Raw genomic sequence first — 26,941 nt, forward strand, 5'->3', positions numbered from 1 at the left:
ACCCCGCCCCGACCGCGGCTCCTCACCCGCGTGTTCGGCGAGCTCCGCTGGAACCCGCCCCCCTGGGCCGCCTCGCTGGGACGCGCCATCTCCCGCGCGGCCCGCCGTGGCATCGACTGGGTCCGCCAGCATCCCAAGCAACTGGCGCTCTACGTCGGCGCCCTCGTCCTGCTCGTCGTCGCCGCCGATGCCGGCTACCGCTGGTACGAGAGCCGTCCCAAGCCGGTGACGTACCTGGTCGATTGCGTCAATCCCTCGCTGACGCCCATCGAGGAGGTGCCGCGGCCGGGCCCGGTGTTCGTCCGGTTCGATGGCTCCGTCGCGAAGCTGGAGGCGATTGGCAAGCCCGTCACCGCCGGCATCACCCTGACGCCCGCCATCGCTGGCGACTGGCGCTGGACCGATGACCGGACCCTCACCTTCAACCCCACCGAGGACTGGGCCGTGGGGCAGGAATACAAGGTCGTCCTGGACCGCTCGCTGTTCCCGGACCACATCCTGCTGAAGGGCTACGAGACGACCTTCCGCTCCGCCCCGTTCTCCACCGCCATCACCGACATGCAGTTCTACGAGGACCCGCGCAATCCGAAGGAGAAGCGCGTGGTGGCGACGCTGAACTTCAGCCACCCGGTGGACCCCGCCACCCTCGTGCGCAACCTCTCGCTCTTCATGGGCGAGGAGAAGCGGGGCCTCCTCGGCACCAGCACGGCGGGCACCCCGTTCAACGTCACCTACGACAAGCTGAAGGGGCAGGCCTACATCCAGTCCGACCTCATCTCCATCCCGGACCAGACGCAGCGCATGACGCTGGTGGTGGCGCCCGGAGTCCGCGCGGCGCGAGGCGGGAATGCCACCCAGGAGAAGCTGTCCCGCCAGGTCGACATCCCCGGCATGTACACGTACTTCCACACGGGCGACGTCAACGTGTCGCTCGTGCGCAATGACCGCTACGAGCCGGAGCAGGTGCTGGTGCTCAACTTCTCCACCGGCGTCACCGAGGCGGAGCTGCGCAAGAACCTCCAGGTCTGGTTGCTGCCCAAGGACAAGGCCGCGGCGAACGGCGAGCCCGCGCAGGCCGACTACTCCTGGTCGAGCCAGGGCGCGCAGCACATCGGCGAGGACCTGCTGGCCGTCTCGTCGAAGGTGAAGCTGGACGCCGTGCCGACGGACCGCGAGCACGCCACGCTGCACAGCTTCCGCATCCAGGCGGACGTGGGCCGCCACCTGTACGTGCGCGTCCGCAAGGGCACGAACTCCGCCGGAGGCTACGTGCTGGCCGAGGAGTTCAGCACCGTCATCCAGGTGCCCCGGTTTCCGGAGGAGGTGAGCATCCTGCACGAGGGCGCGCTGCTCAGCCTGACGGGCGAGAAGAAGGTCACCGTGCTGTCGCGCGACGTGAAGGCGCTGCGCTTCAACCTCAGCCGCGTGTTGCCGGACCATATCAACCACCTGGTGACGCAGACCGGGGGCCGCTTCACCCACCCCGAGTTCAACTCGTACGGCTTCAACGCGGACAACATCTCCGAGCACTTCTCCGAGGTGCGCGCGCTGGAGGGCGCCGGCCGTGGCAAGGCGCAGTACGCCGCCTTCGACCTGACGCCCTACCTCACGCCGCAGAACGCTCCGTCCACCCGGCGCGGCCTGTTCCTCTTCAAGGTCCAGAGCTGGAACCCCGAACGCCAGTCGCCGACCGGGCAGGAGGACACCCGGATGCTGCTGGTGACGGACCTGGGCCTGGTGGTGAAGGACAACGCCGACGGCTCGCATGACGTGTTCGTGCAGAGCCTCGGCGCCGGCCAGGCCGCCGAAGGGGTGACGGTGAGCGTGCTGGGCAAGAATGGTGTGCCGGTGGTGAGCGCCACCACGGGCGCGGACGGCCACGTCGCCTTCCCGAAGCTGACGGACTTCGTCCGCGAGCGCGAGCCCGTCGTGTACCTGGCGCGCAAGGGCGACGACTTCGCCTTCCTCCCCGTCGACCGGTACGACCGACGGCTCAACTTCAGCCGCTTCGACGTGGGCGGCGTGGAGAGCGGCTCCACGCCGGACCGGCTCTCCGCCTTCCTCTTCTCCGACCGCGGCCTCTACCGCCCCGGGGACACCTTCCACGTGGGCATGGTGGTGAAGGCGTCCGACTGGAGCCGCCCGCCCACGGGCGTGCCACTGGAGGTGGCCGTCATCGACCCGCGCGGCCTGGAGGTGCACAAGAAGAAGCTGTCCCTCTCCGCCGTGGGGCTGGAGTCGCTCCAGTACACGACGGAGGAGACGTCCCCCACGGGCAACTACCAGGTGAACCTCTACGTGGTGAAGGACGGCCACCGCTCCAGCCTGCTGGGCTCCACCAGCGTGCGCGTGGAGGAGTTCCTGCCGGACCGGATGCGCATCACCACCCGCTTCAACGTGGAGCCCGCCGAGGGCTGGGTGCCCCCCGCGGGCCTCAAGGGGCAGGTGACGCTGAAGAACCTCTTCGGCATCCCCGCCGCGGACCGGCGCGTGACGGCCGAGGTGTCCCTCAGCCCGGCGTACCCGCGCTTCTCCAAGCACTCCGGCTACATCTTCCATGACCCGCTGCGCGCCCCGCGCAGCTTCACCGAGCGGCTGGAGGACACCACCACCAACGAGAACGGCGAGGTGGAGGTGGAGCTGGGGCTGGAGAAGTTCGAGAAGGCGACCTGGCGCGTGTCCTTCCTCGCCGAGGGCTACGAGGCCGAGGGTGGCCGCGGCGTGTCCTCCGAGGCGTCCCTGCTGGTGTCGCCGCTGCCGTACCTCGTGGGCTTCAAGCCGGACGGGGGCCTGAACTACCTGAGCCAGGGCTCCGCGCGCTCGGTGGACTTCATCGCCGTGGACCCGAAGCTGAAGAAGGTGGCGGTGCAGGGCCTCAAGGCGGAGTTGGTGGAGCGGCGCTGGGTGTCCGTGCTCACGCAGCAGTACAACGGTACGTACCGCTACCAGTCCGTGCGCCGTGACATGACGGTGCGCACCCGCGACCTGCCGCTGGGCGAGGGCGGCTTCAAGTACGCGCTGGCCACCGACCAGCCCGGTGACTTCGTGGTGCTGGTGAAGGACGCGGAGGGCACCGAGCTGAGCCGCGTGGAGTACTCCGTGGCGGGCCACGCCAACCTCACGCGCGCGCTGGAGAAGAACGCGGAGCTGGAGGTGAAGCTGGCGCGCGGGGACTACGCGCCGGGCGAGGACATCGAGCTGAGCATCAAGGCGCCGTACACGGGCGCGGGGCTCATCACCATCGAGAGGGATCGCGTCTACGCGTGGAAGTGGTTCAAGACGGACGCCACCAGCTCCGTGCAGACCCTCCGCCTGCCGCCGGGCCTGGAGGGCAACGGCTACGTCAACGTGACCTTCGTCCGCGCCATGGACTCGCAGGAAATCTTCATGAGCCCGCTGAGCTACGGCGTGGTGCCGTTCTCCGTGAGCAAGGACAGCCGCGCGCTGAAGGTGACGCTCACCAGCGCGGAGAAGGCCCGCCCCGGCGAGCCGTACCGCATCCGCTACAGCGGCAACCGCGCGGGCAAGGTGGTGGTGTTCGCGGTGGACGAGGGCATCCTCCAGGTGGCCGGCTACCGCACGCCAGAGCCGCTGGCGCACTTCTTCCAGAAGCGCGCGCTGGAGGTGGGCACCGGGCAGATTCTGGACCTGCTGCTGCCGGAGTTCTCCGTCTCCAAGGCGGTGTCCGCCATGGGCGGCGACGACGAGGGCATGTCCGCCATCGGGAAGAACCTCAACCCCTTCAAGCGCAAGCGCGACAAGCCGGTGGCGTACTGGTCCGGCATCCTCGACATCGACGAGAAGGAGCGGGACCTCGTCTACCAGGTACCGGATTACTTCAATGGCGAGCTGCGGGTGATGGCGGTGGCGGTGGGCACCGAGTCGGTGGGCGCCGCGAGCCGGCGGGCCGTCATCCGCGCTCCCTTCGTCATTACTCCGAGCGTGCCCACCTTCGTCGCGCCCGGGGACGAGTTCAACGTGGGCGTGGCGGTGGCCAACGGCCTGGAGGGCTCCGGCAAGGGCGTGGAGGTGCTGCTGGAGCTGAAGACGTCCGAGCACCTGGAGGTGCTGGACGACGTGAAGCGGCCGCTGAAAATCGACGAGGGCCGCGAGGCGAGCACCACCTACCGCGTGCGGGCGAAGACGGTGCTCGGCTCGGGGACGCTGGCCTTCACGGCGTCCTTGGGCAAGGAGCGTGTGAAGCAGTCGGTGGACCTGAGCGTGCGTCCCCCGGTGCCCTTCCTCACCTCGGTGGCGGGTGGCCACCTCAAGGACGGCAAGGCGGAGCTGGCCGTGCCCCGGAAGCTGCATGGGGCCTACCGGACGCTGGAGGTGAGCGCGTCGCCGCTGCCGCTGGGCCTGGCGCGCGGCCTGTCCACGTACCTGGAGAAGTACCCCTACGGGTGCACGGAGCAGCTCGTCAGCCGCGCGCTCCCGGCGGTGGTGCTGAAGGGTCGCAAGGAACTCTTGGGGCAGGGGCCGCAGGTGGCCGACGAGTCCTTCGCCACCGCGCTCCAGACGCTGCGCACCCGGCAGAACGACGAGGGCGCCTTCGGCCTGTGGGCGGCCAACTCGTACGCGCCCACGCTGCCGAGCATCTACGCGCTGCACTTCCTCACCGAGGCGAAGGAGCGCGGCTTCGCGGTTCCGCAAGACCTGCTGAACCGGGGCCTCACCTGGCTGGGCGTGCTGGCGTTCAACACGCCCTCCAACCTCACCCAGGCGCGCCACATCGCCTATGCGCAGTACGTGCTCACCCGCAACGGCAAGGTGCCCAGCAAGGCGGTGACGGGGTTGCGCCAGTGGCTGGACACGCACGCGGAGGAGCAGTGGCGCAAGGACCTGACGGCCGCGTACCTCGCGGCGTCGTACAAGCTGCTCAAGCAGGACAAGGAGGCGGACGCCGCGCTGAAGGACGTGCGCCTGGGCACGGCCCAGCAGGTGGACTACGCGTCGCTGTATGACGGGCTGGTCTACGACTCGCAGGTGCTCTTCCTGTTGTCGCGCCACTTCCCGGAGCGGCTCAAGTCCGTGTCCGGCGACATGCTGGTGGCCATGGCCCGGCCCATCACCGAGGAGCGCTTCAACACGCTCTCCTCCGCCTACGCCATCCTCGGCCTGGACGCGTACGCGCAGGCGCTGGGCGCGCAGGGCACGCCGTCGCGCGGCGCGGCCGCCGTGCTGGAGAAGGTGGCTGACACGTTCCGTCCGCTCACCCTGCCCGAGGGCCTCTTCCCCCGGGTGGCCTTCTCCCAGGAAGCCAGCGCCGTCCGCGTGGAGGGGTCCACCGACGCGCCGCTCTTCTTCCAGGTGACGCAGGCGGGCTACGACCTGGAGCTGCCCACGCAGCCCATCGTCCAGAAGCTGGAGGTGCAGCGCGAGCTGCGGGCGCTGGACGGCAAGGTCGTCACCGAGGTGCCGCTGGGCGGCGAGGTGGAGGTCCACCTCAAGCTGCGCGCGCTCGAGGGCACCACCTCGCACGTCGCCATCACCGACCTGCTGCCGGGCGGCTTCGAGGTGGTGATGGAGAAGCCCGCCCGGTCCTCCGAGGAGTCCGAGCCGGCCTCCGAGGAGGACCCCTCCGACGAGGGTGAGGGCGCCGAGCGCTACTACCAGGAGCCCGAGCCCGTCGCGGGCGGCTGGGTGTCTCCCGTGGGCGCGGACCGCTCCTCGTTCTCGCCCGAGTACGTGGACATCCGCGAGGACCGGGTGGTGCTCTACGGCCGGGTGGGCTCCAGCGTCACCGAGTACATCTACCGCATCAAGGCCACCAACACGGGCCAGTTCGTGATGCCGCCGGCCTTCGCGGAAGGCATGTACGACCGCGGCGTGCGGGCGCGCTCGGTGGGCTCGAAGGTGACGGTGCTGAAGCCGTGAGCCGCAGGGGGTTGCGCCGATGGCTGATGGCGGTGTTGGGGCTCGCGGTGCTGTACGCCGCGGTGCCCCGGCCACCGGTGCGCGAGGGGCTGGGGTTCTCGCAGGCGGTGTTCGACCGCGAGGGCCGGCTCCTGCGGCTCACCCTGTCGCCGGACGAGAAGTACCGGCTCTGGGTGCCGCTGGAGCGCATCCCCCAGGCGCTCGTGGAGGCCACGCTGCTCCACGAGGACCAGCACTTCCGCCAGCACTTCGGCGTCAACCCCGTGGCGCTCGGCCGCGCCGTGTGGAGCACGTACCTGACGGGCGGGCGTCGCATGGGCGGCTCCACGCTCACCATGCAGCTGGCGCGCATCCGCTATGGCATCGAGTCCCGCACGCCGGCCGGCAAGGTCGTGCAGATGCTGCGGGCGCTCCAACTGGAGTGCACGTACTCCAAGGACGAAATCCTGGAGGCGTACCTCAACCTGGCGCCGTACGGCCGCAACGTGGAGGGCGTGGGCGCGGCGAGCCTCGTCTACTTCGGCCGGGACGTGGAGCAGCTCACGCTGGCCGAGGCGCTCACCCTGGCCGTCGTCCCGCAGAGCCCCGCGCGCAGGGACCCGGGCCGCGACGCGGGAGCGCTGACGGCGGCGCGGCTGCGCCTGTTCGACCGGTGGGTGGTGCTCCATCCGGAGGACGCCGAGCGCCGCGCCGTGCTGGAGCAGCCGCTGCCGGTGCGCGCTCCGGAGGAGCTGCCCTTCCTCGCGCCGCACTTCGTGGGCCGCGCGCTTCGTGCGAGTCCGGCGGGCTCCCGTTTGAGGAGCACGCTCGACCTGCCCCTGCAGAAGCTGCTGGAGCGGCACCTGCGGCAGTACGTGGAGCGGCGGCGCGCGGTGGGCATCCGCAACGCGGCGGCCATGCTGGTGGACTGGCGCTCGCTGGAGGTGCGCGCGGCGGTGGGCTCGGTGGACTTCTTCGACGAGGCCATCGACGGGCAGGTGGACGGTACGCAGGCGAAGCGCTCGCCGGGGTCGGCGCTCAAACCGTTCATCTACGGGCTCGCCTTCGACCAGGGGCTGCTCCACCCGCGCACCATGGTGAAGGACGCGTCCACGGGCTTTCGCGGCTATGACCCGGGGAACTTCGACGGCGAGTTCGTGGGACCCCTGGCCGCCGAGGACGCGCTGGTGCGCAGCCGCAACATCCCGGCGGTGGCGCTGGCGAAGCAGCTGGCCGCGCCCGGCCTGTACGGCTTCCTCAAGCAGGCGGGCATCACCGGGTTGAAGAGCGAGGAGCACTACGGCCTGTCCCTGTCGCTGGGCTCGGCGGGGGTGTCCATGGTGGAACTGGTGGAGCTGTACGCGATGCTCGCCAACGGCGGGCTGCTCCGGCCGCTGCGCGTGGTGACGGACGCGCCCCGCGACGAGGGTGTGCGGCTGTTGAGCGCGGAGGCCAGCTTCATGGTGCTGGACGGGCTGGAGAAGGGGCCCCGGCCCTCGCAGCCCTTCCGGGCGGAGTGGACGCGGGACTCGGTGCCGGTGGCGTGGAAGACGGGCACCTCCACGGGCTTCCGTGACGCGTGGAGCGTGGGCGTGGTGGGGCCGTACGTGGTGGCCGTGTGGGTGGGCAACTTCGACGGGCAGTCCAACCCGGCCTTCGTCGGGCAGACGGCCGCCGCGCCGCTGATGTTCGAGCTGGTGGACTCGGTGCGCTCGCGCGACGGGGACGTGAGCGCGGTGCGACGGACGCCGCCGCCCGGCCTCAGCCGCGTCCACGTGTGCGCGCTGACCGGGGGCATTCCCGGGCCGCACTGCCACCGGAAGACGAGCACGTGGTTCATCCCGGGGACGTCGCCCATCCGCGCGTGCGACGTGCACCGGGAAATCCTCGTGGACACGCGCACGGGCCTGCGGTCCTGCGCGCCGGGGCCCACCACCCGCGCGGAGGTGTTCGAGTTCTGGCCGTCGGACCTGCTGCGCCTGTTCCAGAAGGCGGGCCTGCCCCGGCGCGTGCCGCCGCGAGAGGACGCGAGCTGCGGCCTGGAGCACGGCGCGAGTGAGGGCACGCCTCCGCGAATCACGACGCCGGAGGAGGGCGTGGACTACAACGTGCGCGCGTCCGCCACGGGCCCCCAGACGGTGCCGCTGGTCGTGGTGACGGACGCGGACGTGCGCCGCGTGTTCTGGTTCGTGGACGAGCAGCTCGTGGGCACCGCGCCCCGGGGTGAGCCGCTGCACTGGGCGGCCCGACCCGGGACGTACATCGTGCGCGCCGTGGATGACCGGGGCCGCTCGGACGTGCGAACCCTGCGCGTGCGGCTGGTGGACTGAGCCGCCGCCGGAGAGCGTGTCAGCTGCTTCGGAAGCAGGTGCTCGGCTCCTTCAGGCGTGCCGCCACGAATGCAGAGGCGAGAGCCTCGGGAGCAACCCCGCTCTTCGGCGCGGGACAGGATTGCTTCAGGCGGTCCCGCATGGAGGAGGAGCAGGCGTCGGGGTTCAGCCTCGCCGCTCGACGCGGGTGCCGAACTCCTTCAGGCGCTCCACCACGTAGGCCGGGTCGAGCAGCGACTCGGGGTGGTAGAGTCCGGGCACCGCGGGCGGGCCTCCCGCGAGGCCGAGAATCCGCTCCACCGCGAGCGCCGCGCCCCGGGCGCTCATGCCGGAGTGCACGTCCCCGTCGGTCAGGTCGTAGCGGACGTGTCCCACCGTCCCGTCCTTCCGCTCGCCCTCGAGCTCGATGACGACCTCGTGCGCCGGACCCTGGCCCGGACGGCGGCTCGCGGCGGGCCTCAGCGCGAAGTCGAGCCGGATGTTCTTCGCCGCCGTCGCCGCGGCGAGGCTCACCACGTCGAGGAGCGGGTAGGCCTGTCCCTGCCACTCCGTCCCGTCCGCCCCCTTGAAGGTCCGCTTCGCGTCCTCGCCGCGGGCCCAGAGGAACTTCCCGTCCTTGAGCACCAGCGGGTTCGGCACGGCCCTGGCGACGCGCTCCATGTCACCTTGCGCCGCCGGTCCGCCCACGTCCTCCTCGTCGAAGAGGGCGCTGATGTGGAGGGTGTGGACGCTCCGGAACTCCCGGGCGAAGTGGAGGGCGGCCAGCGTCACCGTGCCCCCCAGGAAGTGGCCGAGCATGAGGATGGGCGCGCTCGTGGGCTCGCGGATGTAGAGCCCCACCGTGGGCGCGATATCGAAGACGAAGTCCGAGAAGGCGATGTAGGGGATGCCCTTCGCCTGCGCGTACTTCTGAGAGTTGAGCGAGGTGTCCTTCAGCAGGGTGAGCACCGCGCTGAACGCCGCGTCCGGAGGCAGGCCGAGGTCCCGCCGCTCCAGGTCGATTCTCGCCGCGTCCGCCCGGCCGAGCTCCCTCGCGAGCGCGTTGGCGCGCTCCTGGTCCCTGGCGCCCAGGGTGATGGGCAGGTCCGGCTGGAGACGGCGAAGGGCGCGGGCCGCGCGGCTGCCGACGACGCCCGTGCCTCCAATGATGAGAACGGATGGCTTCGTGTGCACTGACATGGGAGGTCCTCCTGGAAAATGGGGGTGGTTCACGCGCGCCGGAGCTGGAGGCCCGTCTCTTCCAGTCTCCGGAGCAGGTAGGCGGGGTCGATGAGCACGTCCGGGAGGTAGAGCCCCGGTGCCACGGGAGGCCCGCCCGCGAGGCCCAACAGCCGCTCGGTGGCCACGGCCACGCCCATGGCGGTCGCGGGCGCCTGGCCCGCCGGGTGGACCAACTCATGGCGCACGCGTCCCGTCGTCCCGTCCTGCCTCCGGCCGGTGATTTCGATGATGAGCTCCGTCGAGAAGGGCTCGCCGCGCTTGCGAGAGGCCGACTGGCCCACCGCGAGGTCGAACCGGATGCTCCGGGCGTCGGTCGCCGCCGCGAGGCTCATGACATCGAGCGGGGAGTAGGCCTGGACGCTCAGCTCGCCTCCATCCACGCCTCGGAGCGTGCGCTTCGCCTCGTCTCCATGGGCCCAGAGCCACTTGCCGTCCTTCAGGAGGAGGGTGCCCGCGGCGGACTTCGTCATCCGCTCGAAGTCGGCGTACGCCGCCGGCCCGCCCATGTCCTCCTCGTCGAGGACAGCGGCGATTTCGATGGCGTCGATGGACTGGAACTCCCGGGCGAAGTGGAGGGTCGCCAGGGTGGCCATTCCCACCAGCCAGTGGCTGGCCATGAGGATGGGCGCGCTCGTGGGGTTGTGGATGTAGAGCGCCACCTCGGGGCCCACCTCGAACAGGTTCGTCGAGATGCCGAGGTACGGAATTCCCTTCGCCTGGGCGTACCGCAGGGAGTTGAGGGTGTCGTCCTTCACGAAGATGACGACCGCGCTGTAGGCCGCGCTGGCGGGCAGGCCCAGGTCGGGCCGCTCCAGGTCGATGCGCGCCGTGTCCGCGCCGCCGACTTCCCGGGCGACGGCGTCCGCCCGGGCGAGGTTGCGCCCGCCAATCGTGATGGGCAGGCCCGGGTGGAGCCGCCGGAGCGCCTTCGCGGCCTGGGCCCCCACGAGGCCGGAGCCCCCGATGATGAGGACGGGTTTCTGCGTGTGCGTGGACATGGCGGATGCCTCCCCTGACAGACGGGCCCATCGCGCGGCCGGAAGTGGCCGTGCCCGATGCGGTCCCGATTCGCTACTCTTCGTAAGTTACCAATGGTAGGTTCGCCACGAATTCTTTCTCCGGGAGGAGCGAGAGGCGGCGGTGCGTTACAATTCCCTGACGCGACCCGTCGCATCCCATGAGCGAGACATCCGGCAAGAAGCTGACGAAGGCCCAGAGACGCGAGCAGTTGCTCGACGTCGCCCTGAAGCTCGTGCGGGAGGAGGGCACGGACGCGCTGACGCTCGGCTACCTGGCCGAGCGGGCTGGCGTCAGCAAGCCCATTGCCTACGAGCACTTCAAGACGCGCTCCGGCCTGTTGATTGCCCTCTACGCGGACCTGGACTCGGTGCAGGTGGCCGCGCTCCTGGAGGCATTGAAGCGCACGCCCCGCAAGCTGGAGGACGTGGCTCGCGTGGTGAGCCGCGCGTACATGCACTGCTACACGTCGATGGGGCCCGAGTGGCACGCCATCTCCGCGGCCTTGAAGGGCGACGAGGAGATGGAGGTCTTCCAGCAGGAGCTCGTCGACAGCTATGTGGCCATCTATTGCGAGGCCTTCGCGCCGTTCTGCGACTTGAAGAAGGAGGAGCTGCGCCTGCGGTGCATCGCCATCTGTGGCGCGGCGGAGGCGCTCGCGCGGGAGATGCTGCGTGGGCGTGTGAGCGAGGAGCGGGCCTCGACGAGCCTGGGCTCGCTCATCGTCGCGTGGCTCTCCGTGTAGCTCGCGGGAGTGCCGGGTTCCGGACAGTCAGACGGGAAGTCACGGCGGGACGCGGGTCGGGCTATCCTCGGTGGGACGAGGAGCGGCCATGGCGAACGGACAGAGACGGGGCGGCGGCCCGAGCCGGAACGAGGAGACGCGCATCGCGCCGGAGGAGGACCCGGACGCGACGCGTGACATCCCGCTCGTCACCCGGGCCGAGGAGACGCTGGAGCCGGACCCCCTCGTGACGCGGATGACGCCGCTGGACGCGGGGCCGGACGTGACGCGCATGGGGCCCGTGGAGGACCGGCCGGTCCGGGGCGCCAGGGCGCGGGGTGGCGTTGCACCACCGGCCCGAGACGCTCGCGGCGAGGAGACGGACCCGGGGGAGTTCGCCACGGACATCCGGAGCGAGGCGCCCGCGGCGGTCCGGGGAGGGCCGGCGCCGAAGTCCTCGGGCTGGCTGGCGAAGGGTGCCGGCGAGAAGCGCGCGAGCCCGCCTCCAGCGCAGGTGGGCGTGGTGCGGCTGAGCCCGCTGGAGCCCGCGAAGGGGAAGGCGGCGCTGGAGGACGAGCCCCCCGCGCTGCGGACGATGTTCGCGAACCACTCGGCGCTGCTCGCGGAGCAGTTGCGGGGCGCGATGTCGTCGAAGATGTATGGCCGGGGGCCGCACCGGGTGCTGCGCATCGACGAGCCGGAGGGGCCCAGCACGGCGGGCGGGAAGCTGGCGCGGCAGGCGATTTCGCTGGTGCCCCGGAAGGGCTCCGGACCGTCGCTGATGTGCGGCTGGGTGGACGTGTCGAAGCGCGAGGCGCAGCTGCGCAACTTCGAGGCGGTGGCGAAGCGCTACGAGTCCCACCATGGTGAGCCGCTGGAGATGCAGGCGGAGGAGTACGAGCGCTTCCTGCGCGACGTGGAGGAGGTGCTCACCCAGGCCGTCATCAAGGTGCGCATCATCGTCCCGGAGGAAGGCGCGGGCGCGGTGCGGGTGGCGCCCGTGGCTGGCAAGACGCGGCGCAAGGGCGTCCCGGTACTGCTGACGGTCGCCCTCGCCGTGGTGGCCTTCCTGCTGGGTGTGTTCGTGGGGCGGATGCCGGGCTGAGACGTTGTCCCAAGGCGTAGGCGAGGGTCGGTGTTACCTTCCGCCCATGCCTCGCTGGTTCAACACCTCCAGGCTCAAGCCGGATGGGGCATCGACACCGGGAGCAGGCCCGGACGCTTTCGGGCCGCTCGGTCACCGTCATCCGCGCGTGAGCCCGCCTACGCCGGCGGAGGCGCCTCGCGGGCCCAGTGCCGGTGCGCGGCGATGGCGTCGGCGAAGAGCTGGCTGAAGCCCTTCGTCTCCGTCTTCGCGCTCCGGACGACGCCCATCGCCCCGTCCACCCCCTTCGCCGGAGGAGGCGGCGCGAGCTGGCTGACGCCCGCCGTGTCCAGCAGCGCCGAGGCCTCACCGGAGAGCGCCAGCGGCTTGCAGTGGATGAAGGCCTCCCGCACGAAGTCCACCGCCAGCGGCACCCGCTTCAGCGCCTCCACGCTCTTCGCCCCGCCCGGGACGTAGATGGCGTCGTACATCACCGACGATGCCGTCAGGAACGTCTTGAGCGGCACCTCCTCCTGGCCATCCCCGCTCTTGACGGGGCTCAGCGTGGGCCCCACCACCTCCACCGTGGCCCCCAGTGCCTCCAGCCGCTTGCGCACGTGCGCCAGTTCCTTGCCCGCGAAGCCGTCCGCCACCAGCGCCGCCACCTTGCGCGTCTTGATGGAGTCGCGCGGGCCGTGCTCGATGCTCAGCGCCGGTGACGTGTCCACCATGTTCCTCGACCGCTTGCTCACCTTCGGCGCCTTCAGCGGCTTCGGCGGCGGGACGCCCACCGCCCGCGCCACCCGGGTGGCCACGTCGAAGTCGATGTTCACCAGAACCTGGTGCACCACGCGCTCGCGAATCTCCGCCCGCTCCACCTTGCCAATCTCGAACTCCAGCGCCGCCACCAGGTGCTCCTGCTCCGGCTTCGTCAGGCTCTTGTAGAAGAGCGTGGCCTGGCTGAAGTGGTCGTTGAAGCTCTCGCTCCGCTGGCGAATCTTGTGCCCGTCCACGCGCTCCTGCCGGTGTGTGAAGCCCTGCCGCGGGTTCGCCAGGAACGGACAGCCGCCGCCCAGCGAGTTGGGGTGGTAGTTCGCCCGGCTGGTGGGAATCGTCTGCCGCCCGAAGCCGTCCTGCTGGTGGTTGTGCACCGGCGCCACCGGCTTGTTGATGGGCAGCTCCGCGAAGTTGGGACCGCCCAGCCGCGTCAGCTGTGTGTCCAGGTACGAGAAGAGCCGCGCCTGCAGCAGCGGGTCATTCGTGAAGTCGATGCCGGGCACCACGTTGGCCACGCAGAAGGCCACCTGCTCCGTCTCCGCGAAGAAGTTGTCCGGGTTGCGGTCCAGCGTCAGCTTGCCCACCCGCTGCACCGGCACCAGTTCCTCCGGCAGCACCTTCGTCGCGTCCAGCAGGTCGAAGCCGTACTTCAGCACGTCCTCCTCGGGGATGAGCTGAAGGCCCAGCTCGTACTCGGGGAAGTTCCCCGCCTCGATGGCATCCCACAAGTCCCGGCGGTGGAAGTCCGGGTCGATGCCGGACAGCTTCTGTGCCTCGTCCCAGACGAGCGAGTGCGTGCCGAGCAGCGGCTTCCAGTGGAACTTCACCAGATGCGCCTTGCCCTCCGCGTTGACCAGCCGAAAGGTGTGGACGCCGAAGCCCTCCATCATCCGGTAGCTGCGCGGAATGGCCCGGTCCGACATCAGCCACATCACCATGTGCGCCGTCTCCGGGACGAGCGACACGAAGTCCCACAGCGAGTCGTGCGCGGAGGACGCCTGTGGAATCTCGTTGTGCGGCTCGGGCTTCACCGAGTGCACGAAGTCCGGGAACTTGATGCCGTCCTGGATGAAGAAGACGGGGATGTTGTTGCCCACCAGGTCGAAGTTCCCCTCGGGCGTGTAGAACTTGGTGGCGAAGCCCCGCACGTCCCGCACGGTGTCCGCCGAGCCGCGCGAGCCTCCCACGGTGGAGAAGCGCACGAACACCGGCGTGCGCAGCGACGGGTCCGTGAGGAAGCGCGCCTGGGTGTACTTCTCCAGCGACTTGTAGACCTGGAAATAGCCGTGCGCGCCGGAGCCCCGCGCGTGCACCACCCGCTCCGGGATGCGCTCGTGGTCGAAGCGCATCATCTTCTCCCGGAAGTGGAAGTCCTCCAGGAGCGTGGGTCCACGGACGCCCGCCTTCAGCGAGTTGTCCGTCTCGGAGATGGGGATGCCCTGGTCGGTGGTGAGCGTCTGGCCTTCCGGGTGCATCCGGTAGGGCTCCAGGGCCTGGCTCTTGAGGGACGTGGGCGGATTCTTCGCGGAGGTTTTGCGCAGTCGCATGGGGACCTGTCACCAGCGGGGGAGGTGGGCGTGCCGGTTACGCGGCACTCCAGGTCTGTATGCGTGTCCTGCCCTCCGGTGCCGCTCGGAACCCGTGTGCCGTCATCGAGTGGGCACTTCCGCGCGGAGGCTCTCCGGGGAAGTGTCCACGAGCGCGCGCTGGGACCGGCGCGCTCCCGCGGCGTGAGCGTGCGCACGGGAGCGGGTGAAGGCGTCAGGCGTGCATCACGGCGTGGGCTGGGCGACGCCCGCCGAGCCCTCGACGGCGGGGGCGGCGGCAGCGGCGGCCTCGGCGGCGGCCTTCTCCGCCGCGGCCCGCTCCTCGGCCACGCGCACGGCCTCGGCCTCGGCGCGCTTCTTCGACTCGGCCTCCGCCGCCGTCGTCATGCTGGCCAGGCCCTTCTCGAAGTCCTTCCCCACCATGGCGTCCATGTCCATGAAGACGTCGAACGCCTTGCTCAGGAAGTTGTTGGTGCCGCTCATGGCCCACGTCACCTCGGTGCCGCCCTGGGTGGGCTTGAACGTGAAGGTGGTGGTGTTCGTGGCCGCGAAGGGCCGGATGAACTCCAGCTTGATGCGGACGAGCTCGTTGACCTTGCTCTCCTCGATGGTCATCCGGCCCTCGCCCACGTCGTCGTTGCCGGACCAGGTGTACACCGCGCCCACGCCCGACTCCGCGCCGGAGTACGTGGTCTGCTGATTCGGGTCCAGCTTGCCCCACGGCGACCACTCGCCCCAGTGGCGGAAGTCATTCACCAGCGTGAAGGCGACGTCCGGCGTCACCGACAGCGTGGCGGTGCGCTGCAGCGTGAAGTCAGCCGGACGGGTGGCGATGAAGGCCGCCAGCACCACGAGAGCGAGCGTGAGGCCGCCGAGAATCTTCTTGAGCATGGGGTGTGAGTCCTCTGGACGAAGGCCCTGTGTGAAGAGGGCCGGGCGGGCGTCATAAAGCCGCCGGGCAACCCGACGCAAGGCGCACCCCGGCCCACGGGCCACCCTTCACGTCGGGTCCTCTCTCCTCGGCACCCACGTTGCGGGTCAAAACAGAACGGCCCGGCGCGAGGACTGTCGCGCCGGGCCGCTCGTCGTCACCCCGAAGGGCAGGGTGACCCGCGACTCAGTTGTACGTGGCCGTGTAGGTGCCGGCCTGCGCGCCGTTGATGAACGCGAAGCCCACGCCCTTGATGGTCTGCGGCACCGTCGTCACCGGCGTGCCGTTGCGGCTCACCGAGACGAGCGTGCGGCCCGTCGCCGTGCGCGTGGGGACCATGAGTGACAGGTTGCGCGCCGGGGTGGCCACGGTGAAGGTGAGCGCCGTGCCGCTGAAGGCCACTGAGGACACCTGGGTGGCCTCGCGCGCGTCCAGCCACTCGAGCAGCTGCCGGGCGGTGATGACGGACACGCCCTCGCGCCGGGCCGAGGCGACGATGGCCGCCGAGCCCGAGGCGCCGGCCGACGGGTCCGCGTCCACGTGCATGTTGGCGTTGAAGGCGCCGTAGTACCCCTTGGGGCCGAGCGCGTTGGCCAGCAGCGTGTCGATGTGCAGCGGGTACGTCTGGCCGGACTCGTCCGTCATCTGCGTGGCGAGCTGGTAGACGTCGATGGGCGTGCCGTCCACGTCCGCGAAGCGCATGGCCAGTCCGGAGCCGGTGAACAGGCCCGGGCGGTCCTGCACCCAGTAGTCCGGCCAGTAGTAGTAGTTCGTGTCCATCCGGATGCCGTGGCGCAGGGACACCTTCGGCTGCGTGGCCCAGTCGCTGAAGACGATGCAGTGCGTGCGGTTCGTCGAGGGCGCGGGAACGCCCGGGTACGACGCGGCGAAGCTCGCCAGCTGCGGCGTGAAGAAGTTCGGGTCCAGCGTGGCGGCCGTGTAGTCCGCGCAGCCGGTGTTGACGTGGAGGGCGTACTCGAAGCCCTGGGCCTCGTACGCCGTGGCCTGCGTCGTCGTCAGCCCACCGACGAAGTCATAGACGGTGCCGCGCACGCACTCCCAGTTGGCCACGTTGCAGCCCGCGGGGCTGGCGTTCTGGTACGCCTGCCAGCGCTGCACGGTGGCGCCGCCCGGGTGCCCGTCGCCCGTCATCACCACCACGGCCTTCTTCGCGCTGGGGAAGTACCAGAGGCGCGGCAGCGGGACGGTGCTCGTCTGGTGGAGCATGTTCGCCAGCAGGCGCTGCTGCTCGTCCGCCTGGGGAATCTGCACCTTGCTCATGTTCACCCAGTCCGGCCGCGGGTCGAAGGACGCGTTGCCGTAGAACATGTCGTTGGCGCGCGCCCCGGGGCCAATGTTGGAGCCGTCGCGGTTCTGTCCCTGCCACGCCGGGTTGCCCTGGCGCGTGAGAATGACGGACTTCGCCAGGTCGTACGCGAAGGAGATGGCCGTGCCGCTGCCCACCGCGCGCAGGGTGACGGCCGCGTAGGACGTGGCCGTGGTGGCGTTCGAGTAGAGCGTGGCGACGGCGCGGGTGCCGGCCGCCAGCGTGTGCAGGTCCGCGGCGCCGTGGTACTGCATCGTCTCCGCGGTGAGGCCCGCGCCCGGCGCCTGGGTGGTGTCCAGCAGGAGGTAGCCCTCGGACAGGGTGCCCGTGGACGGGTTGAGGCCCAGCAGCGCGTTGAGGTTGGCGGCGGGGCGCATGGCGATGAGGCTGCCGCCCGCGTTCACCCAGTTGGTGACGAGCGTCACCTGGGCGGCGCTCAGCGTCGTCTCGCCGAGGACGAGCACCCGGTAGTCATTGAGCGACACCGAGGCGCCGATGTTGCCGGCGTCCGTGGTGGCGAACGAGGCGATGCCCTCGGCCTTGAGAATCTCCTTCAGGTAGTCGGTGAAGTGGTTGGCCGGGTCGGTGGCCAGCAGCACCGGGCCGGAGCCGGTGACGCCCGGACGCGGCGGGGGGCCGTTGGACTCGAAGATGACGTCCACCCAGTAGTTGGCGTTCTGGTAGCTGCTCGTGGGGAAGCTGGACACCGGGCCGTAGGCATAGACGCCGTTGCCACCGGAGGTGGTGCTGCCCGGCAGCGCATGCAGGGGCGGGCTGCTCACGCCGTTGGTGAGGCCGCCCAGGTCGGCGGAGTAGCCACCCACCGGCGCGAAGTAGGAAGCGACATACGTGGTGCCGGCGGTGATGGACACCGGCGAGGCGAACAGCACCTGCTGCCAGCCGGTGGCCGTCTCGTTCACGAAGGTGGCGCTGGCCAGTAGCTGCCCGGAGGCGCTCCACAGGTTGCCCACGTGGGTGCCGGTGTTGCCCGCGCCCTTGTAGAAGCGCACGCCCTTCACCTGTCCGTCCATGTCCGAGCGGAACTTCACGCCCACCTCGGTGGCGGCCGTGTCATTGGCCGTGGCGAGGCCCGGCGTCGCGCTCACGGGGAAGAGGGTGAAGGTGTTGCCCGGCGGGGGCGGCGCCGGCGGCAGCGCGCCCGTCGCCTGGAAGAGGACGTCCACCCAGTAGTTGGAGTCCCCGAAGCTGCCGGTGGGGAAGGTGCCGGAAGGGCCGTACGAGTAGACACCATTGCCCCCGTTGGCGGGGCCGGGCAGCGCCGTCACGGGCGGGTTGCTCACGCCGTTGACGAGGCCCGCGTCGTCGAAGGCATAGGCGCCGTTGGGCGCGTGGTACGAGGCCACGTACGTCGCGTTGGCGGCGATGGCCACCGGGGTGGAGAACGTCACCTGCTGCCAGCCGGTGGCCGTCTCGTTGACGAAGGTGGCGGAGGCGAGGAGCTGCCCGTTGGCGCTCCACAGGTGGCCCACGTGGGTGCCGGTGTTGCCCGCGCCCTTGTAGAAGCGCACGCCCACCACGTTGCCCGTGATGGAGGTCCGGAACTTCACGCCCACTTCGACGGGGCGGGAGTCATTCGTCACGGAGGCGATGGCCGGCGTGGCGGTGGCCGGCCAGATGCTCACCGGCGGCGCGGGCCGGAAGACGACGTCCACCCAGTAGTTGGAGTTGCGGAAGCTGCCGGTGGGGAAGGTGCCGGAGGCGCCGTACTGGAAGACGCCGTTGCCGCCGGCGGTGGTGCCGCCCGGCAGCGCGTGCAGGGGCGGGCTGTCCACGCCCACGATGAGGCCCGAGTCCGTGAAGCCATAGGCGCCGTTGGGCGCGTGGTACGAGGCCACGTACGTCGTGTTGGCGGTGATGGACACCGGCGTGGCGAAGTTCACCTGCTGCCAGCCGGTGGCCGTCTCGTTGACGAAGGTGGCGGAGGCGAGCAGCTGCCCCGTGGCGCTCCACAGGTGGCCCACGTGGGTGCCGGTGTTGCCCGCGCCCTTGTAGAAGCGGATGCCGGTGATGTCGCCCGCCACGTCGGACGTGAACTTCACGCCCACTTCCACCGGGGCGGAGTCGTTCGTCACCGAGGGCACGGCGGGCGTGCTGAGGGGAGAGAAGAGGGAGAAGCTCGTCTGCGCGCGCGCGCTTCCGGGAGAGAGGGCGACGAGCGCCAACGCGAGCGCGGTGGCAACGCACCGGAGCAGGTGCTGGACGGCCCGGGGGGGCCGTGAGGGATGTGGGGTCATCGGGACGTTCCTGATGGGGGGAGTCGTGCTGCTTCGCGGCCGGACTGGCCGCGAATCCCCATCTATCCGGGTGTTTGCTCCGTCCACAATGACACAGAGGGGTGACAGGCCCGGACGGCGCCCGTCAGTGCCACCTCATGCAACTTTTGCCACCCCGTTGCGGAGAAGGGGGGGCTTGACGGACGTCAGCACTCCGGCAGGCCGACGCTCAGGTTGGCGACCTCCAGCACGTTGACGGCGAGGCCGCCGCGAGCCGTCTCCTTGTACTTGTCCTTCATGTCGCGGCCGGTGTCGCGCATGGTCTTGATGACCTTGTCGAGGCTGACGAAGTGGCGCCCGTCTCCGGACAGCGCCATGCGCGTGGCGTTGATGGCCTTCACGGAGGCCATGGCGTTGCGCTCGATACAGGGCACCTGCACGAGCCCGCCGATGGGGTCGCACGTGAGGCCCAGGTTGTGCTCCATGGCGATTTCCGCCGCGTTCTCCACCTGGAGCGGCGTGCCGCCCATGACCTCGGTGAGCGCGCCGGCCGCCATGGAGCACGCGCTGCCCACCTCGCCCTGGCAGCCCACCTCGGCGCCGCTGATGGATGCGTTCTCCTTGTAGAGCACGCCGATGGCGCCGGCCGTGAGGAGGAAGCGCACCACGCCGTCCTCGTTCGCGCCCGGTACGAAGCGCCAGTAGTAGTGCAGCACCGCGGGGATGATGCCCGCCGCGCCGTTGGTGGGCGCGGTGACGACGCGACCGCCCGCAGCGTTCTCCTCGTTGACGGCGAGCGCGTAGAGGTTCACCCAGTCCAGCACCGTGAGCGGGTTGGTGAGCCCGGCCTCCGGGCGGCTGAGCAGCCGCTGGTACATGGCGGCCGCGCGCCGCTCCACCTTGAGGCCGCCCGGGAGGATGCCGCCGCTGTTGCAGCCCCGGCGCACGCACGCCTGCATGACCTCCCAGATGCGCAGCAGCCCGGCGCGCACCTCCTCCTCGCTCCGCCAGGCCTTCTCGTTGGCCAGCATGATGGAGCTGATGGACGTGCGCTGGCGCTCACAGTGCTCCAGGAGCTCGGCCGCCGAGTGGAATGGGAAGGGCAGGGGGGTGGACTCCTGGCGCAGCGGGTCCTGCCCCTGCGCCGCCGACTCGTCCACCACGAAGCCGCCGCCCACCGAGTAGTAGACGCGGCAGTCCAGCTCCTTGCCGTCCGCGTCGAAGGCGGAAAAGCGCATGCCGTTGGGGTGGTAGGGCAGCGTGCGGCGGCGGTGCATCACCAGGTGCTCGCCGTCGCGGAAGGTCACCTCGCGGCGGCCCATGATGGAGACGCGGCCCTCGGTGCGCCAGCGCGCCACCACCGCGGGAATGGACTCCACGTCCACGCCCTCGGGCGTCTCGCCGCGCAGGCCGAGCAGCACCGCCTTGTCGCTGCCGTGGCCCTTGCCGGTGGCGCCCAGCGAGCCGAACAGCTCCACCTTCAGCTTGCAGAGCCGCTCCAGCTTGCCGGCCTCCTCCAGCCGGAGGACGAACGTGCGCGCGGCACGCATGGGCCCGACGGTGTGCGAGCTGGAAGGTCCGATACCAATCTTGAAGAGGTCGAAGACGCTGACGGCCATGGGGGGCGGAACATGCCACGTTTCGTATTCCCTCCCAGCGCCGCCGAGCGAACTCCCTGTCGCCGTCCGGACGGTCGTCACTCAATTGGAATCCCAACGAGTCACGCGTGACGTGGACGCGTCGCGTCAGCCGGGGTGTGTCAGGTGAAGGGGGACCCCGGAGTAGGTTGGCCGAATGTCCCGCTACTACTTCGCCTCGGAGTCACACGGGGTCGGCGTCGAGGTCGACCTCTCCTCGCAGGTGCTCGCGCTCGAGGCGGAGGACCCGAGGAGGTCCTGGCGGGTGCGCCCGCTGCCGCACCTGGGCCCGACGCTGCCCGGCCTGCAGGCGCACTGGACGTGGACGCCGGCCATGGCCTTCGTGCTCAAGGCGAAGGCCTTCGATGACGGGCTGTACGCCGCCGTCGAGTTGCTGGCGCAGGAGGGCACGCCCCGGCTGCCGGGCAAGCGGGAGCTCCTCCGGGGGCTGCACCAGGTGCTGCGGCCGCACTGGCGGCCCGAGGCCACGGACCCGTTGAAGTCCGCGCTGGTCCTCATCCAGTCCGCGCTGTCGATGACGGAAGCGGTGGAGGAGTCCGAGCGGAAGCTCCGCCTCCTGACGATGCAGGCCGTGAAGGACTTCGAGTCCCAGGAAGGCGCGTCCAAGCCCCTGGGCTTCTATTCCTGGAGCCCCCGCCTCCAAGGGGTGTTCAAGCAGGACCGCATGCTCCAGGGCGAGCTGTCGCGCGATGTGGCCGAGGCGCTGCTCGGCGCGCTCCAGTCGGATGAGCGCCTGATGACGGCCTGGCGGAAGCATCTGCGGCTGCCGGCGCGGCTGACCAATCCGCTGGCGAAGCCGGCCCTGGACGAGGAGGGCCTCTACCGCTGCTTCCTCCCGCCCTCGGACTCGCACGAGGGGCGGCTCGTGAAGAAGCTGTTCGCGGTGAAGGCGCCACCCGAGGGCTTCCAGCTCGTCGACGAGCTCATCAAGTGGCTTCGCCTGGGCCGGCTCGACAGCACGCCGACGCCCGAGTCCGGTTGGTATGACCATCAATTCCACGCGCTGGTGCCCTTCGTGGTGCCCGAGAAGATGCCGGAGGCGGCGCGGGTGCGCTTCGGGCGCCACTACCGTGCCGAGCTGGAGGCGCAGTTCCGCGCGGGCTTCGCGCTGACGCGGGAGACGCACATCAAGCAACTGGAGACCCCCGCCGCGGGGGCCGGAGGCCCGCCGCCCATCATCATCGAGCCCCGTCTGTCCATCGAGCCGCTCGCCGAGTTCTACCGGCGGCGCGCGGACGCGTACCGCTTCGTACGCGAGGTGCTGGGAGAGCACCTGGGCGAGGAGGCACTGGCCGACGCCCGGCGCGTGCTGCCCGGAGGCGTCTCGGAGGAGCCGCTGCTCGACGAGCTGGTGTGGATGGAGCAGCTCTTCCGCGGGGCGCATGCCATCGTCCGGCAGGAGCTGGGGTTCGGCGAGCCCGGCGCGGGCCTGCTGCCCGCGGCGGGGCTGACGCGGCGCTGGCTCCGCCAGTGGACGAAGGACGCGGACATGTCCCGGGACCCTCGCTGCGTGGTGCCCCTGTTCTTCGACGCCGAGCGCCAGAAGATGAAGGTGCTCGCCGTGCTGGGGTTCCAGCCCGCCATCGTGCAGGCGATGTTCGAGCGACAGCCCCAGGTCACCCTGCATGGGGCGCGCGGGGACATCGGCGCCCACGACATCGACTTCGGCGCTTCGCAGTACCTCACTGTCTGCCCCGTGAGCGCGGAGCTGTATGTGTCCCGCGTGCCGGACCGCGCGGAGTTCCAGGCGCTCTGTGCCGAGCAAGGCACGACACAGGCCATCCTGGAGGCCTTGCAGCGCTGACGGACCGGGGGAGCCGGGGCTCAGGCCACGGCCCGCTTCGGAGCGTCCGCGTCGGGCCTTGCTTCGGGAGCGGCCCCGCGTTCCTCCTCGAGGAGGGCGAGCGTCTTGCGGTACTCAGGGGCCTCGGCCACCTTGGTCAGCTCGAACTCGCCGTGATGCTCGTTCACGGCTCGGGCAATCTCATCGAGCGACACGCGGAAGAACTCCTTCCGCTCGTTGATGCGATTGACGCGGCGGGTGGCGAAGGTGCGGTGCAGGGCCGTCTCCAGCGCCGGTGCGTCCGAGGTCCGGATGATGGCGTGGACGTCGAATTCGAAAGGCACCGACGCATCCCCCAGCTCATCGATGCGGTCCTGGGGGACGAGTCGTCGCGTCATGCCAATCTTGAAGACGTCCTCTCCGAAGGAGCCGATGTTGGAGATGACGTAGACGTGGCCCGTGCGCGTCAGTTGGGCCTGGGAGATGGCCCGGGCGCGCTCCTGGTCCTCGGCCACCCGGCGCTCCAGCTCCGCGATGCGCTCGAGGAGCTTCTCCTGCTCCGTGCCCTTGCTCTTCTCGTACTCGGCGCGGGCCTTGCGGAGGGCCTCTTCATCGCGCCGAGCCTCGCGCTCGGCCTCGAGCTTCGCCCGCTCCAGCTCACGCTGGGCCGTCTCTTCCTCGCGCATCTGCTCACGGATGCGCTTCTGCTCCTCCTTCTCCTCGTGCAGCTTCTCCTCGTACTCGTGAGCCAGGCGCAGTTCTTCCAGCTTCAGGTCCACGTACTCGTCGGAGATGAAGCACTGCTGGATTTCGGTGAGGCCGCTGATGGCCTCCGCCGCCTTCTGGATGCGCGCCTCCATGGCCTTGATGTTCTTGTAGGTCACCTTGGCAACGCAGGCGTCCGCCTCGCCGTTGAAGGCGCGGAGCATCAACTTCAAGGTGCGCTCCGTCTGCTTGCGGCCTTCCGACTTGCTGCCGTTGACCTCCCACTCGATGCGGCAGAAGGCGGCCTTCCGGTCCTTCAGCATGGCCTTCTGCTGATTCCGGATGGACTCCAGGCGGAGCTCGTACTTCTCCCCGCGCTTCGAGCTCGGTCCGCTCGGAGCGTGCCTGCTGGCGCCGGGCCTCCATTTCACGGATGGCCGTGTCGGCCTCTTCCCTGCGGCGGGACAGTTCCTCCGCGACCCGTTTCTGCTCCAGGACGAGCGTCCGCGCGGACTCCTCTTTCGCGCGCTCCAATTCGCCCAGGACGCGCTGGCGCTCCGCCTCGACGTCGAGCACCGGCCGGAAACGCTTCTTCAACGCCTGGAGCCGCGAGAAGGTGGCGGCCAGAAGCCCCGACAGCAAGAGACTCAAGAGTGCCAGCACCACGGTGTCAGGCCGCATCGACTTCCCCCGGGAAGAGCCTGCTCACCGGCGGCGGGCTCGGCCCGAGCCCTTCACCGGCGAGAGGGAAGCCACGGTGAATCGAGGCGAGAGGGACGGCCATACCCCTGGAGGATGAGCCCAGGGGTGTTGACAGCGCGGGGCTGGCTCTTCCAGACGAAGGTGGTCAGCCTGCGACGGGCTTCACGCTCACGGTCGGCTCCGGCGCGGCCTTCATGGCCTGGGGCCGGATGGCGAGCAGGCGCAGGCCGTTGGCGACGACGAGGAGCGTGCTGCCCTCGTGGAGCACCACGGCGTGGCTGATCTGCGTGAGGCCGAAGACGGCGGCGATGATGAGGATGCCGCTGATGCCCAGCGAGATGACCAGGTTCTGCTGCATCACCGCCGTGGCCTGACGCGCCAGCCCCAGCGCGAAGGGGAGCCGGGACAGGTCGTCGCTCATCAGCACCACGTCCGCCGTCTCCAACGCCGCGTCCGAGCCCGCGCCGCCCATGGCCACGCCCACCGCCGCCGCGGCGAGCGCGGGCGCGTCGTTGACGCCGTCGCCCACCATGGCCACCGAGCCCTTGCGGCCCATCTCGCGGACCGCCGTCACCTTGTCGGCGGGCATCAGCGGCGCGCGCGCCTCGTCCAGCCCCACCTGCGCGGCGATGGACTTCGCCACCCGCGCGTTGTCGCCGGAGAGCATCACCGTGCGCTCGATGCCGGAGTCCTTGAGCGTGTGCACGACGTGCCGCGCGCCCGGCCGCAGCGTGTCCGCCATGCCGAGCACCCCGAGGTAGCGCCCCGCCTTGCGCACCACCATCGTCGTCTGGCCCGCCTCCTCCAGCCGGTCCACCTGCGCGGAGATGTCCGCCGGTACCGGCTGCCCCTCGAAGAGGGCGAGGTTGCCCACGTCCACCTGCGCGTCACCCACCTTCGCGCGGATGCCCTTGCCGTGGATGGCCTCCAAATCACTGCCCGCCGGAGCGTGGATGCCGCCCTCGGCCGCCGCCTCCACCACCGCCTTGGCCAGCGGGTGCGCGGAGAGGGCCTCCACGGACGCGGCCGTGCCGAGCAGCTCCTCGCGCGACACTCCCTCCGCCGGAGCGGTGGTGAGCAGCTTGGGACGGCCCACCGTCAGGGTGCCCGTCTTGTCGAAGGCGATGGCGTTCACCTTCGCCAGCAGCTCCAGGTAGATGCCGCCCTTCACCAGCACGCCGCCGCGCGCCGCCGCCGCCACCGCGGAGAGCACCGCCGACGGTGTGGAGATGGCCAGCGCGCACGGCGAGGCCGCCACCAGCAGCGCCACCGCGCGGAGGATGGCCTCCTTCACCGGCGTGCCCAGGAGGATGAGCACCACGGGGAAGACCAGCGCGCCAATCATCACCAGCGGGGCCACGGTGCGCTCCAGCCGCTGCGCGAAGCGCTGGTTGGGGCCCTTCTGGGCCTCGGCCTCCGCCACCATGTCCACCACGCGCGCGAGCACCGACTCGGAGGACAGGCGGGTGACCTCCACCTCCAGCATGCCCTCGCAGTTGATGGTGCCGGAGAACACCTCGTCGCCCGGCTTCTTGGGGACGGGAATGGACTCGCCCGTAATCGCCGCCTGCTCCAGCGAGCTCCTGCCCTCGCGGATGATGCCGTCCAGCGCGACGCGGTCGCCGGGGCGCACGACGATGCGCTCGCCGCGCTGCACCTCGCCCACCGGGACTTCGACGACGTCACCGCCGCGGCGCACGCGTGCCACCTCGGGACGGAGCGCGCCGAGCGACTCGATGGAGCGCCGCGCGCGGTCCATGGCCCGGTGCTCCAGCGCGTGGCCCGCGCCGAAGAGGAAGAGGAGGAAGGCGCCCTCGAACCAGGCGCCCAGCACCGCCGCGCCCAGGGCCGCCACCACCATCATCGTCTCGATGTCGATGCGCAGCTGGAAGAGCGACTTCACCGAGCCGCGGATGGCGAAGAAGCCGCCGGTGGCCATGGACAGGGCCCAGACCAGGGTGGGCACCAGCGCGGGCAGTTGCGTGAAGCGCTCCAGCAGCCAGCCGGCGACGAGCAGCACGCCGGAGACGACCACCAGCGGCATCTCCAGCTTGGGCCCGAGGCCTCCACCGTGCGCGTGGTGCGAGCAGGCGTGCCCCTGCATGGGCACCTCCAGCGCGTACCCGAGCGCCTTCGCCTTGGCCTCCACGTCCTTCAGCGTGATTTCCTCGCTGTCGTACTCCACGACGAGGCGCTCGCTGGCGTACGCCACGCTCGCGGAGAGGACGCCCTTCAGCTTTCCGAGGCCGGTCTCGATGGTGGTCGCCGCGTCGCCGGACTCCATGCCGCGTACGAACCACGTCTGATTCTTGTAGCGCTCGGCGACCTCGGCGCCGGTGCGCTGCGCGGCGGTGAGGAGCTGCGACGCGCTCACCACCTCCGGCTTGTAGTGGATGCAGACCTCCGCGTGGCCCGCGTCGCGGCGGAGGTGCACCTCGGTGACGCCTCGGTGCGCCTCCAGCGCGGCCTCCAGCTTCTGGAAGCGGCCGACGTCGTCCGTCTCGCCGGGCAGCGCGCCCTCCAGGTCGAGCTGGAGCGCCACGCCCCCGCCCTCCGCGGGCCGGTGCCCGGGAGGACGGATGCGCTTGGGCTTCGGGTGATGGTGGTGCCCGTGGTCGTGGTCGTGGTCACACCCGGGACCATGCTCGTGCGCGTGGGCGTGGCCATGACCGTGGTCGTGGTCATGGCCATGGCTACAGCCCGGGCCGTGCACGTGCTTCTCGCCGTGCCCGTGGTCATGCGCATGGTCGTGGCCATGGTCATGACCGTGGTCGTGCTTGCAGCCCGGTCCGTGGACGTGCTTCTCCGCCTTCGCGGGACCGATGATCTTCAGCTCCTTGAAGGACAACTTCCCAGCGGGCTTCACCGCGGCCAGGGTGGGGCCGTGGTCGTGCTTGCAGCCCGGCCCGTGGACGTGGGGCTCGCCATGCCCGTGGCCATGACCATGGTCGTGGTCATGCGCGTGGTCATGCTTGCAGCCCGGCCCATGGACATGGGCTGACTGCTCACCGCTCTTCTTCGGCTCGGACATGGCGTCGTGATTCC

At 70.4% G+C, this 26,941-nt stretch carries 13 protein-coding genes; 5 read left to right on the forward strand and 8 right to left on the reverse strand.

All coding sequences use genetic code 11. The features are described 5' to 3' along the window. Window positions 1-30: 30 nt before the first annotated feature. Both HG543_RS10970 and pbpC read left to right on the forward strand, forming a co-directional pair. Window positions 31-5,877 carry an MG2 domain-containing protein gene (locus HG543_RS10970; protein WP_169344667.1) on the forward strand — a complete coding sequence of 1,949 codons (5,847 nt, stop codon included), beginning with the start codon at window positions 31-33 and terminating at the stop codon, window positions 5,875-5,877. After that, a complete protein-coding gene (pbpC, locus tag HG543_RS10975) occupies window positions 5,874-8,186 on the forward strand; it encodes a penicillin-binding protein 1C (RefSeq protein ID WP_211193853.1) in 2,313 nt (770 codons plus the stop codon). Before HG543_RS10970 ends, pbpC begins: the two co-directional genes overlap by 4 nt. Before the next feature lie 165 nt (window positions 8,187-8,351). Here pbpC and HG543_RS10980 read toward each other — a convergent pair whose 3' ends face one another. Then, the gene (locus HG543_RS10980) at window positions 8,352-9,365 is read right to left on the reverse strand and encodes an SDR family oxidoreductase (RefSeq protein ID WP_169344668.1); all 1,014 of its coding nucleotides are present in this window, start codon (window positions 9,363-9,365) and stop codon (window positions 8,352-8,354) included. Between the two features lie 29 nt (window positions 9,366-9,394). Next, window positions 9,395-10,405, reverse strand: coding sequence for an SDR family oxidoreductase (locus HG543_RS10985; protein WP_169344669.1), 1,011 nt, complete (start codon window positions 10,403-10,405; stop codon window positions 9,395-9,397). A gap of 179 nt (window positions 10,406-10,584) precedes the next feature. Between HG543_RS10985 and HG543_RS10990 the strand changes: the two genes are divergently transcribed. Both HG543_RS10990 and HG543_RS10995 read left to right on the forward strand, forming a co-directional pair. Further along, window positions 10,585-11,169, forward strand: coding sequence for a TetR/AcrR family transcriptional regulator (locus HG543_RS10990; protein WP_169344670.1), 585 nt, complete (start codon window positions 10,585-10,587; stop codon window positions 11,167-11,169). Between the two features lie 88 nt (window positions 11,170-11,257). Continuing rightward, window positions 11,258-12,253 (forward strand): hypothetical protein, encoded by a 996-nt coding sequence (locus HG543_RS10995; protein WP_169344671.1) that lies wholly within the window; start codon window positions 11,258-11,260, stop codon window positions 12,251-12,253. Window positions 12,254-12,411: 158 nt separating this feature from the next. Here HG543_RS10995 and HG543_RS11000 read toward each other — a convergent pair whose 3' ends face one another. The 4 genes from HG543_RS11000 to HG543_RS11015 form a co-directional block, all read right to left on the reverse strand. Beyond that, window positions 12,412-14,556, reverse strand: a complete 2,145-nt coding sequence (locus tag HG543_RS11000; RefSeq protein ID WP_169344672.1) for a catalase — start codon at window positions 14,554-14,556, stop codon at window positions 12,412-12,414. Between the two features lie 225 nt (window positions 14,557-14,781). Further along, the gene (locus tag HG543_RS11005; RefSeq protein WP_169344673.1) at window positions 14,782-15,447 is read right to left on the reverse strand and encodes an SRPBCC family protein; all 666 of its coding nucleotides are present in this window, start codon (window positions 15,445-15,447) and stop codon (window positions 14,782-14,784) included. Between the two features lie 226 nt (window positions 15,448-15,673). Further along, window positions 15,674-19,069, reverse strand: a complete 3,396-nt coding sequence (locus HG543_RS11010) for a DUF4082 domain-containing protein (protein ID WP_169344674.1) — start codon at window positions 19,067-19,069, stop codon at window positions 15,674-15,676. Between the two features lie 185 nt (window positions 19,070-19,254). Beyond that, complete coding sequence (locus HG543_RS11015) at window positions 19,255-20,667, reverse strand: L-serine ammonia-lyase (protein WP_169344675.1); 1,413 nt, start codon at window positions 20,665-20,667, stop codon at window positions 19,255-19,257. Between the two features lie 175 nt (window positions 20,668-20,842). On the opposite strand from HG543_RS11015, the gene HG543_RS11020 reads away from it, so the two are divergent. Next, entirely contained in the window at window positions 20,843-22,510 is a 1,668-nt protein-coding gene (locus HG543_RS11020) for a hypothetical protein (RefSeq protein ID WP_169344676.1), read from the forward strand. A gap of 20 nt (window positions 22,511-22,530) precedes the next feature. Here the strand turns inward: HG543_RS11020 and HG543_RS11025 are convergent, their stop codons facing one another. Both HG543_RS11025 and HG543_RS11030 read right to left on the reverse strand, forming a co-directional pair. Then, complete coding sequence (locus HG543_RS11025) at window positions 22,531-23,517, reverse strand: SNIPE associated domain-containing protein (RefSeq protein WP_246356914.1); 987 nt, start codon at window positions 23,515-23,517, stop codon at window positions 22,531-22,533. Between the two features lie 524 nt (window positions 23,518-24,041). After that, window positions 24,042-26,927: a heavy metal translocating P-type ATPase gene (locus HG543_RS11030; RefSeq protein WP_281404387.1), complete on the reverse strand. Its 2,886-nt coding sequence runs from the start codon at window positions 26,925-26,927 to the stop codon at window positions 24,042-24,044. Window positions 26,928-26,941: the final 14 nt, after the last annotated feature.

The sequence above is a fragment of the Pyxidicoccus fallax genome (genome assembly GCF_012933655.1).
Lineage (GTDB): Bacteria > Myxococcota > Myxococcia > Myxococcales > Myxococcaceae > Myxococcus > Myxococcus fallax.

Coding starts and splice junctions, on each gene's coding strand:
- HG543_RS11005 (WP_169344673.1), bottom strand. CDS start 15,447: ATGCTCAAGAAGATTCTCGGCGGCCTCACGCTCGCTCTCGTGGTGCTG.
- HG543_RS11025 (WP_246356914.1), bottom strand. CDS start 23,517: ATGCTGAAGGACCGGAAGGCCGCCTTCTGCCGCATCGAGTGGGAGGTC.
- HG543_RS11020 (WP_169344676.1), top strand. CDS start 20,843: ATGTCCCGCTACTACTTCGCCTCGGAGTCACACGGGGTCGGCGTCGAG.
- HG543_RS10985 (WP_169344669.1), bottom strand. CDS start 10,405: ATGTCCACGCACACGCAGAAACCCGTCCTCATCATCGGGGGCTCCGGC.
- HG543_RS11010 (WP_169344674.1), bottom strand. CDS start 19,069: ATGACCCCACATCCCTCACGGCCCCCCCGGGCCGTCCAGCACCTGCTC.
- HG543_RS11030 (WP_281404387.1), bottom strand. CDS start 26,927: ATGTCCGAGCCGAAGAAGAGCGGTGAGCAGTCAGCCCATGTCCATGGG.
- HG543_RS11015 (WP_169344675.1), bottom strand. CDS start 20,667: ATGGCCGTCAGCGTCTTCGACCTCTTCAAGATTGGTATCGGACCTTCC.
- HG543_RS10980 (WP_169344668.1), bottom strand. CDS start 9,365: ATGTCAGTGCACACGAAGCCATCCGTTCTCATCATTGGAGGCACGGGC.
- HG543_RS10990 (WP_169344670.1), top strand. CDS start 10,585: ATGAGCGAGACATCCGGCAAGAAGCTGACGAAGGCCCAGAGACGCGAG.
- HG543_RS10995 (WP_169344671.1), top strand. CDS start 11,258: ATGGCGAACGGACAGAGACGGGGCGGCGGCCCGAGCCGGAACGAGGAG.
- HG543_RS11000 (WP_169344672.1), bottom strand. CDS start 14,556: ATGCGACTGCGCAAAACCTCCGCGAAGAATCCGCCCACGTCCCTCAAG.